Source organism: Jatrophihabitans sp., from assembly GCF_035474675.1.
GTDB lineage: Bacteria > Actinomycetota > Actinomycetes > Mycobacteriales > Jatrophihabitantaceae > Jatrophihabitans_A.
In genome coordinates this window covers 87,017-100,188 of sequence record NZ_DATINC010000047.1, presented here as the reverse complement: position 1 = coordinate 100,188, position 13,172 = coordinate 87,017, and the positions used below count along the sequence as shown (strand labels likewise).

The 13,172-nt window shown below is 70.0% G+C and carries 12 protein-coding genes; 8 read left to right on the top strand and 4 right to left on the bottom strand.

Translation table 11 applies throughout. From position 1 onward, the window contains the following. On the top strand, positions 1–1,166 hold a 1,166-nt coding region (locus tag VLJ82_RS05035; RefSeq protein WP_408662226.1), incomplete at its 5' end, for a glycerol-3-phosphate dehydrogenase/oxidase. A gap of 183 nt (positions 1,167–1,349) precedes the next feature. After that, complete coding sequence (locus tag VLJ82_RS05030; protein ID WP_408662225.1) at positions 1,350–2,261, top strand: hypothetical protein; 912 nt, start codon at positions 1,350–1,352, stop codon at positions 2,259–2,261. 72 nt (positions 2,262–2,333) lie between these two features. On the opposite strand, the gene VLJ82_RS05025 is transcribed toward VLJ82_RS05030, so the two are convergent. The 4 genes from VLJ82_RS05025 to sdhC form a co-directional block, all read right to left on the bottom strand. Beyond that, positions 2,334–3,080: a succinate dehydrogenase iron-sulfur subunit gene (locus VLJ82_RS05025; RefSeq protein WP_408662224.1), complete on the bottom strand. Its 747-nt coding sequence runs from the start codon at positions 3,078–3,080 to the stop codon at positions 2,334–2,336. Between the two features lie 31 nt (positions 3,081–3,111). Continuing rightward, positions 3,112–4,857, bottom strand: a complete 1,746-nt coding sequence (gene sdhA, locus VLJ82_RS05020) for a succinate dehydrogenase flavoprotein subunit (protein ID WP_408662223.1) — start codon at positions 4,855–4,857, stop codon at positions 3,112–3,114. Positions 4,858–4,986: 129 nt separating this feature from the next. Next, positions 4,987–5,406, bottom strand: a complete 420-nt coding sequence (locus VLJ82_RS05015; protein ID WP_408662222.1) for a succinate dehydrogenase hydrophobic membrane anchor subunit — start codon at positions 5,404–5,406, stop codon at positions 4,987–4,989. Continuing rightward, positions 5,403–5,831: a succinate dehydrogenase, cytochrome b556 subunit gene (gene sdhC, locus VLJ82_RS05010; protein WP_408662231.1), complete on the bottom strand. Its 429-nt coding sequence runs from the start codon at positions 5,829–5,831 to the stop codon at positions 5,403–5,405. The genes VLJ82_RS05015 and sdhC overlap by 4 nt, the downstream gene beginning before the upstream one ends. A 416-nt stretch (positions 5,832–6,247) precedes the next feature. Between sdhC and VLJ82_RS05005 the strand changes: the two genes are divergently transcribed. The 6 genes from VLJ82_RS05005 (at position 6,248) to VLJ82_RS04980 (ending at position 13,148) form a co-directional block, all read left to right on the top strand. Continuing rightward, positions 6,248–7,330 carry a BMP family lipoprotein gene (locus tag VLJ82_RS05005; RefSeq protein ID WP_408662221.1) on the top strand — a complete coding sequence of 361 codons (1,083 nt, stop codon included), beginning with the start codon at positions 6,248–6,250 and terminating at the stop codon, positions 7,328–7,330. Positions 7,331–7,518: 188 nt separating this feature from the next. Continuing rightward, positions 7,519–9,087 carry an ABC transporter ATP-binding protein gene (locus VLJ82_RS05000; RefSeq protein ID WP_408662220.1) on the top strand — a complete coding sequence of 523 codons (1,569 nt, stop codon included), beginning with the start codon at positions 7,519–7,521 and terminating at the stop codon, positions 9,085–9,087. Then, the gene (locus tag VLJ82_RS04995) at positions 9,084–10,241 is read left to right on the top strand and encodes an ABC transporter permease (RefSeq protein ID WP_408662219.1); all 1,158 of its coding nucleotides are present in this window, start codon (positions 9,084–9,086) and stop codon (positions 10,239–10,241) included. The genes VLJ82_RS05000 and VLJ82_RS04995 overlap by 4 nt, the downstream gene beginning before the upstream one ends. After that, positions 10,238–11,497 (top strand): ABC transporter permease, encoded by a 1,260-nt coding sequence (locus VLJ82_RS04990; protein WP_408662218.1) that lies wholly within the window; start codon positions 10,238–10,240, stop codon positions 11,495–11,497. Before VLJ82_RS04995 ends, VLJ82_RS04990 begins: the two co-directional genes overlap by 4 nt. Continuing rightward, the gene (locus VLJ82_RS04985) at positions 11,494–11,934 is read left to right on the top strand and encodes a cytidine deaminase (protein WP_408662217.1); all 441 of its coding nucleotides are present in this window, start codon (positions 11,494–11,496) and stop codon (positions 11,932–11,934) included. The genes VLJ82_RS04990 and VLJ82_RS04985 overlap by 4 nt, the downstream gene beginning before the upstream one ends. After that, positions 11,931–13,148 (top strand): cytochrome P450, encoded by a 1,218-nt coding sequence (locus VLJ82_RS04980; protein WP_408662216.1) that lies wholly within the window; start codon positions 11,931–11,933, stop codon positions 13,146–13,148. The genes VLJ82_RS04985 and VLJ82_RS04980 overlap by 4 nt, the downstream gene beginning before the upstream one ends. Positions 13,149–13,172 lie beyond the last annotated feature (24 nt).

The following is a 13,172-nucleotide window of genomic DNA, read 5'->3' as shown; positions in this document are numbered from 1 at the left end:
TGACGGTGGTGCGGACGGCGGTCGCCTTCGGGGCGCTGGCGGCCAACCGCACCCGGGTGCTGGACTTTCTCCACCAGGCCGGCCGGGTGACCGGCGCCCGGGTGGTCGACCTGGAGACCGGTGTGGAGTTCGACGTCCGGGCCAAGCAGGTGATCAACGCCACCGGGGTCTGGACCGATGAGACCCAGCAACTGGCTGACACCCGTGGCCAGTTCCACGTCCGGGCGTCCAAGGGCGTGCACCTGGTGGTGCCCCGGGACCGGCTGCAGTCCAGCACCGGGCTGATCCTGCGCACCGAGACCAGCGTGCTGTTCGTGATCCCGTGGGGCCGGCACTGGATCATCGGCACCACCGACACCGACTGGAACCTGGACCTGGCGCACCCGGCGGCCAGCGCCCGCGACATCGACTACCTGCTCGAGCAGGTGAACACGGTGCTGTCCGCGCCGCTGGGCCGCGACGACGTGGAGGGCGTCTACGCCGGGCTCCGGCCGCTGCTGTCGGGGGAGTCCGAGCTGACCTCGAAGCTGTCCCGCGAGCACGTGGTGGGACATCCGGTGCCGGGGCTGGTGGTGGTGGCCGGCGGCAAGTACACCACCTACCGGGTGATGGCCCGGGACGCGGTGGACGAGGCGGCCCGGGGGATGGACGCACCGGTGCCGGACTCGGTCACCGAGCGGATCCCGCTGGTCGGGGCGGAGGGCTGGCAGGGGGTGCGCAACCAGCGCCACCAGCTGGCCGCCCGGTCCGGACTGCACCTGGTCCGCATCGACCACCTGCTGGCCCGCTACGGCAGCCTGGTGCACGAGGTGCTGGACCTGATCGCCGCGGACCCGTCGCTGGCCGAGCCGCTGCCCGGAGCCGACGACTACCTGCGGGCCGAGGCGGTGTACGCGGTGACGCACGAGGGCGCCCGGCACCTGGACGACGTGCTGGCCCGGCGCACCCGGACCTCGATCGAGGCGTGGGACCGGGGCGTGGCCGCGGCACCGGTGGTGGCCTCGCTGATGGCGCCGGTGCTGGGCTGGGACTCCGCGCACACCGCGACCGAGGTGGAGCACTACCTGGCCCGGGTGGCCGCCGAGCGCGAGTCCCAGGAGCAACCGGACGACGCCACCGCCGACGCCGCCCGGCTCGGCGCCGCCGACATCGTCCCGCTCCGCTGACCTCCGCCGCTCCCTGCTCCCCGCCTTCTTTCCGCCGTTACTCCCGCCGCTGATCCGGTTCCCGCCGAACTGTCATAACGATCGATCGCTATAGCGTTCGAATTTTCTGACAGTCGGTACGAGGCCGTCCACAATCGTCGATTGACTACGCCGGAAAGTAGGTGGGCCGGCGAGACTCGCTGAGTGTCCACCAAGGCAGCTCAGCGCGCGGAACGAGCGCGCACGATTGGCCGGCGCGTGATGTCGCCGGCCGAGCTCACATTGCTGGGCGTCAGCCGATCCCAGTTGGCGGCAAACCTTGCCGCCAACCGATGGCAACGATGTGGCCGTGCGGTAGTACTCCATTCCGGCCAGCTCACCCAGCACGAGCGCTGGCATGCGGCACTGATCAATTGCGGCCCGCGGAGTGTGCTGACCGCCTTCACCGCCGCCGAACTCGCAGGTTTGCGTGGTTGGGAACGCCCGGTGATCCATGTACTCGGCCCGCAAGGTGCCGTGCTGGCTCGCGGGCACAACCTGCCGGTGCGGCTGCACCGCACCCGCTTCTGGCCGGTGGAAAGGCATCGACGATTTCGCTGTCAGGGATTGCCCGGCGCGCTGGTAGTGGCGGCCGGCACCATGTCCTCCGAACGGCCCGCCGCCGGCATCCTTGCCGCGGCGGTTCAGCAGCGGTTGGTGACGCCGGCGCAGTTGTTGACCGCGCTGCAGCATGCGCGGCGGATCCGGCATCGAGTCGCGTTGTGCCAAGCGGTGCACGACATCGCAGGCGGAGCCCAAGCACTCAGCGAGATCGACTTCGTACGGCTGTGTCGTCGAGCCGGTCTACCCATGCCGGAGAGGCAGAAGGTCCGGCGCGACAGCTCAGGGCGCAGACGCTACCTCGATGCAGCCTGGCGGCGCGGCGACGGCCGGTTGGTGGTCGTCGAGGTGGATGGTGCGCTGCACCTGAGTCCCCAGCGCTGGTGGGACGACCAGGCCCGGCAGAACGAGTTGAGTTTGGCCGACGCTCTCGTTTTGCGTTTTCCGAGCGCAATGATCCGGGCCGAGGAGAAGCTGGTCGTGGCTCAACTCCGGCGTGCCTTGCAACTGTCATAAGGATGGCAGGCCATAGCGACCGATACTTATGACAGAGGAGAACGATACGAAACCGAGAGAAGTGGGGGGCTGTCAGACGCGGCGGTACAGCAGCGCCTGCTTGACCTCCTTGATCGCCTTGGTGATCTCGATGCCACGCGGGCAGGCTTCGGTGCAGTTGAAGGTGGTCCGGCAGCGCCACACCCCTTCGCGGTCGTTGAGGATCTCCAGCCGTTCCTCGCCGCCCTGGTCGCGGGAGTCGAAGATGAACCGGTGCGCGTTGACGATCGCGGCCGGGCCGAAGTACGAGCCGTCGGTCCAGAACACCGGGCAGGACGTGGTGCACGCCGCGCACAGGATGCACTTGGTGGTGTCGTCGAAGCGGTCCCGGTCGGCCTGGGACTGCAGCCATTCCCGGGTGGGCGGGTTGCCGCCGGTGATCAGGAACGGCTTGACCGCCCGGTAGGCCTCGAAGAACGGTTCCATGTCGACGACCAGGTCCTTCTCGACCGGCAGTCCCTTGATCGGCTCGACGGTGAGCTTGGCCGGCATGTCCTTCATAAGCACCTTGCACGCCAGCCGGTTGACCCCGTTGATCCGCATCGCGTCCGACCCGCACACGCCGTGCGCGCAGGACCGGCGGAAGGTCAGCGTGCCGTCCTGCTCGTCCTTGATCTTCATCAGCAGGTTCAGCACCCGATCGGTCGGGTAGGCCTGCACCTGGTAGGTCACCCAGCGCACCTCGTCGGAGATCTCCGGGTTGTACCGGCGGATCCTCACCTCGACGGTGCGCGGCTGCGGCGCCTCGACGGCGGCCGGACGGTCGGCTACGGCGGTCATGTCAGCTCTTTCCCATGGTGAGGCAAGCAGATCAGTACTTGCGGGCCATCGGCTGGTAGCGGGTCTGCACGACCGGCTTCCAGTCCAGCACGATGCTGCCGTCGGCCTGGCGGTAGGCCATGGTGTGCTTCATGTAGTTCTCGTCGTCGCGCTCGAGGTAATCCTCGCGGGCATGGCCGCCGCGTGACTCCTTGCGGTTGCGCGCGCTGACCACCAGCACCTCGGCGAGGTCGAGCAGGAAGCCGAGCTCGACCGCCTCCAGCAGCTCGGAGTTGTAGCGTTTCCCCTTGTCGGATATGGCCACATCGGCATACCGCTCCTTGAGCTTGGCGATGTCGGCCTGCGCCTCGGCCAGCGACTCCTCGGTGCGGAAGACCTGGGCATTGCGGTCCATGCTGTTCTGCAGTTCGCCGCGCAGCACGCTGACCCGCTCGGCTCCGGTGGAGGTCAGCAGCCGCTGCACCATCGCGACGACCCCGGACTCGGGCTCCGGCGGCAGGTCGGGCAGGGCTACGCCGAGCGCGTACTCGGCGGCGGCGATCCCGGCCCGGCGGCCGAAGACGTTGATGTCCAGCAGCGAGTTGGTGCCCAGCCGGTTCGAGCCGTGCACCGACACGCAGGCCACCTCGCCGGCCGCGTACAGTCCCGGCACCACATCGGTGTTGGTACGCAGCACCTCGGCCTCGATGGTGGTCGGCACCCCGCCCATCGCGTAGTGCGCGGTGGGATAGACCGGAACCGGTTCGGTGTAGGGCTCCACGCCGAGATAGGTGCGGGCGAACTCGGTGATGTCGGGCAGCTTGGCGTCGATCTGCGCACGCGGCAGGTGCGTCAGGTCGAGCAGCACGTAGTCCTTGTCCGGGCCGGCGCCGCGCCCCTCGCGTACCTCGTTGGCCATCGACCGGGCCACGATGTCGCGCGGCGCCAGGTCCTTGATGGTGGGTGCGTAGCGCTCCATGAACCGCTCGCCCTCGCAGTTGCGCAGGATCGCGCCCTCGCCGCGGGCCGCCTCGGACAGCAGGATGCCGAGCCCGGCCAGGCCGGTCGGGTGGAACTGGAAGAACTCCATGTCCTCCAGGGGCAATCCCTTGCGCAACACCACGCCCATGCCGTCACCGGTCAGGGTGTGGGCGTTCGAGGTGGTCTTGAACACCTTGCCGAAACCGCCGGTGGCCAGCACCACCGACTTGGCGTTGAACACGTGGATCTCGCCGGTGGCCAACTGGTAGGCGACCACGCCGGAGGCGACCTCCACGCCGTCGGAGCGCCGGGTCAGCAGCAGGTCCAGCACGTAGAACTCGTTGAAGAACTCCACGCCCTGCTTGACGCAGTTCTGGTACAGCGTCTGCAGGATCATGTGGCCGGTCCGGTCCGCGGCATAACACGAGCGCCGGACGGGTGCCTCACCGTGGTTGCGGGTGTGGCCGCCGAAGCGGCGCTGGTCGATCCGGCCGGCCGGGGTGCGGTTGAACGGCAGGCCCATCTTCTCCAGGTCCAGCACCGCGTCGATGGCCTCCCGGCACATCACCTCGGCGGCGTCCTGGTCGACGAGGTAGTCACCGCCCTTGACGGTGTCGAAGGTGTGCCACTCCCAGTTGTCCTCCTCGACGTTGGCCAGCGCGGCGCACATGCCGCCCTGCGCCGCGCCGGTGTGCGACCGGGTCGGGTACAGCTTGGTCAGGACCGCGGTCCGGGCCCGGTGCGAGGACTCCAGCGCGGCACGCATCCCGGCGCCGCCGGCGCCCACGATCACCACGTCATACCTGTGCGTCTGCACTGTTCCTCCTGCTCTTCGTGCGAGCGCTCATCGCTGGCGTTCGCTCCGGTCCTCGCCCGCGAGCGGGCTGCGATCCTCGCTCACGGCCCTCCTGCTCTTCGCGCGAGCGCTCATCGCCCGAAGCCGCACCTAGCCGATGCCCGGATCGAAGGTGAAGATCACCAGCGTGCCCAGCGCGATCACCAGCGCCGATGCGGCGTACAGCGCCATCTTCAGCCAGAACCTGACCGCATCCTTGCGGGTGTAGTCGTTGATCACGGTGCGCAGGCCGTTGGTGCCGTGCAGTTGCGCCAGCCACAGCATCAGCAGGTCCCACACCTGCCAGAACGGCGACGCCCAGCGTCCTGCCACGAAACCGAAATTGATGCGCTGCACCCCGCCGTCGAGGATGTTCATGATGAACAGGTGCCCGAGCACCAGCACCACCAGCAGGATTCCCGAGACCCGCATGAACAGCCAGGCGTACAGCTCGGTGTTGGTGCGCCCGCGCAGCCGGCGGGTGTAGCCGCTGCGCGGCGGGTCGATGCGGACGCCTCCGGTGCCGCTCATGAGCCGAACAGCGTCTGGAAGGAATGCCGGAACATGAAGAACGCGCCCGGCACCATCACCACGATCCAGACCACCACGATCGCCCACAGCATCTGGCGCTGCAGGCGCGGCCCACGGCTCCAGAAGTCCACCGCCACGATGCGAAGTCCGTTGAGGGCGTGGAAGAGCACCGCACCGACCAGCCCGATCTCCATCAGGTTGACGAACGGGTTCTTGTAGGTGTCGATCACGGTGTCGTAGGACTCGGGTGACACCCGTACCAGCGCGGTGTCGAGAACATGGGCGAACAGGAAGAAGAAGGTCAGCACGCCAGTGATCCGGTGTGCCACCCACGACCACATGCCCTCCCGGCCTCGGTAGAGGGTGCCGCCGAGCTTCGTCCTGCCGCGGGGAGGACGGTCGGTGGCTGCAGTCGGCACCCCGATCTCCTCCCGACTGGCCTGCTACGTCCGGACCGCCGCCCGGGCCGGTTCCGGCACCTCGTTCTGCCGGGCGGGGCCACCTGTCGCACCCGTCGCGACGGCAACGATCCGGCACCGTCGAGCCTAGTCGGGGCCCGGGAGGCTGCCGAGGAATCCGGCGCCGTTTGTGACCGGCCGGACAGTCGCCCGAACGGACCCGACAGTCACTCCGGGGCCTGCCGGACAGTCAGCGGTGCAACCCGGCGAAGGCCAGCCGGACAGTTGCCGGAAATCACGCGAACCGGCCGCCGAACCGGCAACCGCACAACAATGTGATGACAACCAGCACGCCGGTTCCGGCGGAAATCCCCGGACCGGTTACCGTAGCGCCGGTCGTGAGGCGCGGTGCCTCCCGCTAACCGTTCATTGAGGAGATTGTTTTGCGCCGACTCAGTTCCTACCGGGTGGCTGCGATCGCCGGCGTCACGGTGTCTGCGATGCTGCTCACCGCGTGTGGCAGCGACGAAACCCCCGGCACCTCGCCCGGAACTTCCAACCCCGGCGGTTCCAGCTCGGCCGCCGGTGGCAGCGGTCTGAAGATCGGCCTGGCATACGACATCGGCGGGCGGGGCGACAAGTCGTTCAACGACTCCGCCGCGACCGGCCTGGACGCCGCCAAGAAGAAGTACGGCCTCTCCGACTCCGACGTCAAGGAGCTCGAAGCGGCCCAGGGCGAGGCCGAGGCCGACAAGGAGGCCCGGCTCACCCAGCTCGCCGACAACGGCTTCACCACCATCATCGCGGTCGGCTTCGCCTACGCCGACGCGATCAAGGCCGTGGTGGGCAAGTACCCCAACGTCAAGTTCGCGATCATCGACGACAGCTCGGTGCAGGCGCCCAACCTGGCCGACCTGACCTTCGCCGAGGAGCAGGGCTCGTTCCTGGTCGGCGTGATCGCCGCGCTCAAGAGCACCAAGCACCACGTGGGCTTCATCGGCGGCGTGAACGTGGCGCTGATCCAGAAGTTCCAGGCCGGCTTCGACGCCGGTGCGAAGGCCGCCGATTCGTCGGTCAAGCTGGAGGACAAGTACCTGACCCAGCCGCCGGACTTCGGTGGCTTCAACGACCCGACCAAGGGTGAGACCGCCGCCAACGGCATCTACGACGCCGGCGCCGACGTCATCTTCGCCGCCGCGGGCGGTTCGGGCAGCGGGGTGTTCAAGGCCGCCAAGGCCAAGGGTGCACTGGCCATCGGCACCGACTCCGACCAGTACCTGACGGCAGCCGACGACGTGAAGGACGTGGTCATCTCCTCGATGGTCAAGCGGGTCGACGTGGCCGTCGAAAAGTTCATCGACTCGGTCAAGGACGGCACCTTCAAGCCCGGCAACACCGTCTTCGACCTCAAGGCCGGTGGCGTGGACTACTCCACCTCCGGCGGCAAGATCGACGACATCAAGTCCAAGGTGGACGAGTTCAAGGCCAAGATCATCGACGGCTCCATCACGGTGCCCACCAAGTAACAAGGGTGGCCGAGTAGTCGGACCCCCGGCACCGTTGCACTGTTTGTACCGGTTCATCGGCGCCAAACTCCCGTAGTTGTCGACGGGCCCGAGGTGACTCGCTAGCGTCACCTCGGGCCCGTCTTCGTCAGTAGCGACGCCAGGGGAAACGGCCCCGCCGCGGCGGCCCAGCGCAGGAGGTTTGCAGGATGTCCCAGCCAGACCATCCCGGAACCGCCGGCTCGCCGGCCGGGTCCGAGCTGGCCATCGAGGTTCGCGGGGTCACCAAGCGGTTCCCCGGCGTGATCGCCAACGCCAACGTCAACATCGCGGTGCGGCGCGGCACGGTGCACGCCATCGTCGGGGAGAACGGCGCCGGCAAGTCCACCCTGATGAAGATGCTCTACGGCATGCAGCGCCCGGACGAGGGCGAGATCCGCATCGACGGCAAGCCGGTCACCTTCTCCTCACCCTCGGACGCGATCGCGGCCGGCGTCGGCATGGTGCACCAGCACTTCATGCTGGCCGACAACTTCACCGTGCTGGAGAACATCGTGCTGGGCAGCGAGCCGACCGCGCGCGGGGCGCTGAACTTCGGCGCCGCCCGCCGCCGGATCACCGAGCTGAGCCGCACCTACGGCCTGGACCTGGAACCGGACGCGCTGGTCGAGCACCTCGGCGTCGGCGACCGGCAGCGGGTCGAGATCGCCAAGGTGCTCTACCGCGGCGCCCGGCTGCTGATCCTGGACGAGCCCACCGCGGTGCTGGTCCCGCACGAGGTCGAGGAACTGTTCCAGAACCTGCGCGAGCTCAAGAACGAGGGGCTGACCATCCTGTTCATCTCGCACAAGCTGGACGAGGTGATCTCGGTCGCCGACGACATCACGGTGATCCGGCGCGGGCGCACCGTCGGCACCGCCAACCCGCGCTCGATCACTCCCCGGCAGCTGGCCGAGATGATGGTCGGGTCGGAGCTGCCGAGCCCGGAGACCCGCTCCGACACCGTCTCCGACCGCACCGTGCTCTCGGTCCAGGGCCTGACGGTGACCGGGGACGGCGGCCGCAAGGTGCTAGACAACCTGTCCTTCGACATCCACGCCGGTGAGATCTACGGGATCGCCGGCGTGGAGGGCAACGGCCAGAGCGAGCTGGTCGAGGCGCTGATGGGCATCCGGCCGATCGCCGCGGGCAGCATCACGCTCAACGACCGCGACATCAGCGCCGCCTCCACCCGCAACCGCCGGCTGGCCGGCGTCGGCTACATCCCGGAGGACCGGCAGCGGCAGGGGCTGCTGCTGGAGGCCACCCTGTGGGAGAACCGGGTGCTCGGGCACTCGGAATCGGCGCCCAACGTCCGGGGACCGCTGATCGACCGGGCCGGGGCCCGCCGGGACACCGAGCGGATCGTGTCCGAGTTCGACGTGCGCACCCCGGGCATCGACGTGCCGGCGCTGGCGCTGTCGGGCGGCAACCAGCAGAAGCTCATCGTGGGACGCGAGCTGTCCGGCGACCCGGTGCTGCTGATCGCCTCCCAGCCCACCCGCGGGGTGGACGTCGGGGCGCAGGCCGCCATCTGGGACCACGTCCGCCGGGCCCGGGCCGCCGGGCTCGCCGTCCTGCTGATCTCGGCAGACCTGGAGGAACTGATCGGGATGTCCGACTCGATCCGAGTGATCCTGCGCGGCCGGTTCGTCGCCGAGGCCGACCCCGCGACGGTCACCGCCGAGGACCTCGGCGCGGCGATGACCGGTGCCGGCGCCGCGGCAGGTGCCGCATGAGCGCGACCAGCGGGGCAGTGGGCACGCCGAGCCTGGCCAGCCGGTTGCGCCAGCGCTACCCGCTGCGCTCGGTGCTGCTGGGCCTGGCCGCACCGCTCGGCGCGGTGCTGTTCGCGCTGCTGGCCAGCTCGGTGATCCTGAGCCTGGGCGGGCACAGCCCGTCGACGGTCTTCCACACCATGCTCAAGCAGGCCGGACGCCCGACCTCCTTCGTCGACATGGTCAACCAGGCGATGGTGTACTACCTGTCCGCGGTGGCGGTCTCGATCGGGTTCCGGATGAACCTGTTCAACATCGGCGTGGAGGGCCAGTACAGCCTGGCCGCGCTCGGGGCGGCCTACGTCGGCGGCCAGCTGACCGGCGGCGGCCCGCTGCACGTGGTGGCCGAGGTGCTGGTGGCGGTGCTGGTGGGCGCCGCCTGGGCCGGCATCGCCGGGGTGCTCAAGGTCACCCGCGGGGTCAGCGAGGTGATCTCGACGATCATGCTCAACGCCATCGCGGTGGGCCTGGGCTCCTACCTGCTGCACAAGCTGGGCGAGTCCAGCGGCAACAACATCCGGACCAAGCCGATCAGCGGGTCCGGCCAGGTGCCGGGGCTGAGCTACTCCGGCACCCAGACCAAGATCTTCGGCTTCCTGTTCGTGGCGATCGCGGTCGGGGTGGCGTACTGGTTCGTCGCCGGGCGCACCCGGTTCGGCTTCCGGATCAAGGCGACCGGCCTGAACGAGCAGGCGGCGGTCGCCAGCGGGATCAACGTCAAGCGGATGACGTTGCTGGCGATGCTGATGTCCGGTGGCGTCGCGGGGCTGGTGGGACTGCCGGAGCTGCTCGGCCAGACCCACACCTTCAGCCAGACCGCGCAGTCCGGGCTCGGCTTCGCCGGCATCGCCATCGCGCTGCTGGGCCGCAACTCGCCGGTCGGCATGGCGCTGGCCGCGGTGCTGTGGTCCTTCCTCGGCAAGTCGGCCAACCAGCTGGACTTCATCGGGGTGCCCCGCGAGATCGCCGCGATCATGCAGGGCGTGATCCTGCTGTCGGTGGTCATCGCCTACGAGCTGGTACGCCGGTACCGGCTGGTGCTGCAACAGAAGGACGTCGCGGCCCAGCTGGCCGAGGTCCCGGCCGCTCCGGTCAGCCAGGCGGTGACCGCATGAGCATCCCGATCAGCACCAGCAGCCTCGTCCAGCCGGAGGTCCGCCCACGCCGCCGGTCCCGGCTGTCACCGCCGCTGCTGATCGCCTTCGCCCTCGGTGCCTTCCTGGTGCTGTCGGCGGTGCGCGCGTTCACCGGCGGCAACGACCTGACCAGCAGCGGCACGATCGCGGCCGGCCTGTCGGCTGCGGTGCCGATCGGGCTGGCCGGCCTCGGCGGGCTGTGGTCGGAGCGGGCCGGCGTGGTCAACATCGGCCTGGAAGGCATGATGATCCTGGGCACCTGGGGTTGTGCCTACCTGGGCTGGGAGCACGGCGCCTGGGCCGGGCTGGTGTTCGGCACCCTGCTGGGCGCGGCCGGCGGCCTGGTGCACGCGGTGGCCACCGTGACCTTCGGGGTGGATCACATCATCTCCGGCGTCGCGATCAACATCATCGCGCCCGGCCTGGCGCTGTACCTGACCAAGGTGACCTTCGCCCACTACCCGGGCGGCGGGCAGAAGCAGTCCCCGCCGATCGACGACGCGGGCACCATCACGCTGCCGTTCGCGGACTGGCTGCACACCGTGGAGGACAAGCACTGGTTCGCGGTGTCGGACCTGGCCGGCGTGCTCGGCGGGCTGGTCACCCGGCTGTCGCTGGTGACGGTGCTGGCGCTGCTGGTGGTGCTGGCCTCGGCCTGGATCCTGTGGCGGACCGCGTTCGGGCTGCGGCTGCGCTCCTGCGGCGAGGCGCCGTACGCCGCCGAGTCCCTCGGCGTCAACGTCTACAAGTACAAGTACATCGCGGTGGTGGTCTCCGGCGCGCTGGCCGGCTTCGGCGGCGCGGCGCTGGCGATCGCCGCCCACCAGTTCCGGGACGGCCAGACCGGCGGCCGCGGCTTCATCGGCCTGGCCGCGCTGATCTTCGGCAACTGGCGCCCTGGGGCGCTGGCCGCCGGCGCCGGGCTGTTCGGCTACACCGACGCGATCCAGCTGCGCAGCTCCTCGGCGGTGCACCCGCTGCTGCTGCTGATGGCGATCGCCCTGGCCCTGGTGGCGATCTGGCAGTGGCGGTCCGGCCAGCGGGCCATCGCGGCGGTCGCCGTGGTGATCGCGGTGCTGGCGGTGTTCTGGTACGTCGACACCGACCGGGTGCCCGACGAGCTGGTCGGCACCACCCCGTACGTGGTCACCATCCTGGTGCTGGCACTGGCCTCCCAGCGGCTGCGGATGCCCAAGGCCGACGGCCGGGTGTACCGCCGGGGCGAGGAGACGTGACGGCCACTCCCGAGGTCGACTGGGAGCTGTTGCGCCGCGAGGCGGTGGCGGTGATGGGCCGCGCCTATGCGCCGTACTCCAACTACCCGGTGGGCGCCGCGGCGCTGGTGTCCGACGGCCGGCTGGTGACCGGCTGCAACGTCGAGAACGCCTCCTACGGGCTGGGCCTGTGCGCCGAGTGCGGGCTGGTGTCGGCGCTGACGGCAAGCGGTGGCGGCCGGCTGGTCGCGATGGTGTGCGTCGACGGCGCGGGCGCGCTGCTGATGCCGTGCGGGCGGTGCCGTCAGCTGCTGTTCGAGCACGGCGGCCCGGAGATGCTGGTGGCTGCCGACGGCGGCCCGATCCCGGTGTCCGGCCTGCTGCCGGCGGCCTTCGGCCCGCAGGACCTGGCTGCGCTGGCGAGCAAGGCCGCTGACAGGCAGCCGGACGCGGGGTGACCAGCGAGCTGGCGTTCAGCTCGGCCGAGGTGATCGGCGATCCGTACCCGCACTTCGCAGCGGCCCGTGCCCGAGCCGGCGTGCAGTGGCACGACCGGACCGGGATGTGGCTCGCCTTCGGCTACGCCGAGGCCAACGCGGTGCTGCGCAGCCGCACCCTCGGCCGGATCTGGACGCCGCGCTGGCCGGACGTCCCGATGCCCGGCTTCGAGCTGATCCACCGCAACTCGATGCTGGAGAACGAGCCGCCGGCGCACACCCGGCTGCGCCGGCTGGTGGCGGGCGCGTTCGCCCGCGGGCACGTCGAGCGGCTGCGGCCCCGGGTGGCAGCCCTTGCCGACCGGCTGGCCGACGGGCTGGCCGAGGCCGGCCGCGACGGCCGGGCGGTGGACCTCATCGCCGGCTTCGCCGAACCGCTGCCGGTGCAGGTGATCGCCGAGCTGCTGGGCGTTCCGGAGGCCGACCGGGCGCTGCTGCGGCCGTGGTCCAACGCCATCGTGAAGATGTACGAGTACCAGGTCAGCGACGCCCAGCGGAACGCGGCCGAGACCGCCGCGCGGGAGTTCGTGGCCTACCTGCGCGAGCTGGTGGCGCAGCGGCGCCGCCGCCCGGAGCCGGACCTGATCAGCTCGCTGTTCGCCGAGACCGACTCGGCCGGCGCCCGGCTCGACGAGGACGAGCTGGTCACCACCTGCACCCTGCTGCTCAACGCCGGGCACGAGGCCAGCGTGAACGTGGTCGGCAACGGCGTGCTGGCCCTGTTCGGCCATCCCGAGCAGTGGCAGCGGCTGCTGGAGGCCGAGGCCGCGGGCCGGTCGCTGGTGGATACCGGCGTCGAGGAGCTGATCCGGTTCGACTCGCCGCTGCAGCTGTTCGAACGCACCGCGATCGCCGACACCCGGATCGGCGAGGTGACGGTCCGGACCGGGGAGAAGGTCGCCGCGCTGCTCGGCTCGGCCAACCGCGACCCGGCGGTCTTCGACGACCCGGACCGGCTGGACGTCGGGCGGACGGACAACCCGCACCTGGGCTTCGGGGCGGGCATCCACTTCTGCCTCGGCGCGCCGCTGGCCCGGGTAGAGCTGCAGACCTCGCTGCGCACCCTGCTGCGCCGCTTCCCCGGGCTGCGTCCTGCGGTCGTAGACCTGACCGGGCTGCGGCGGGCCGAGTTCGTGATCAGGGGCGTGTCGTCGCTGCCGGTGCACCTGTCCTGAGCCATGAATACCGCTAGCGGTATT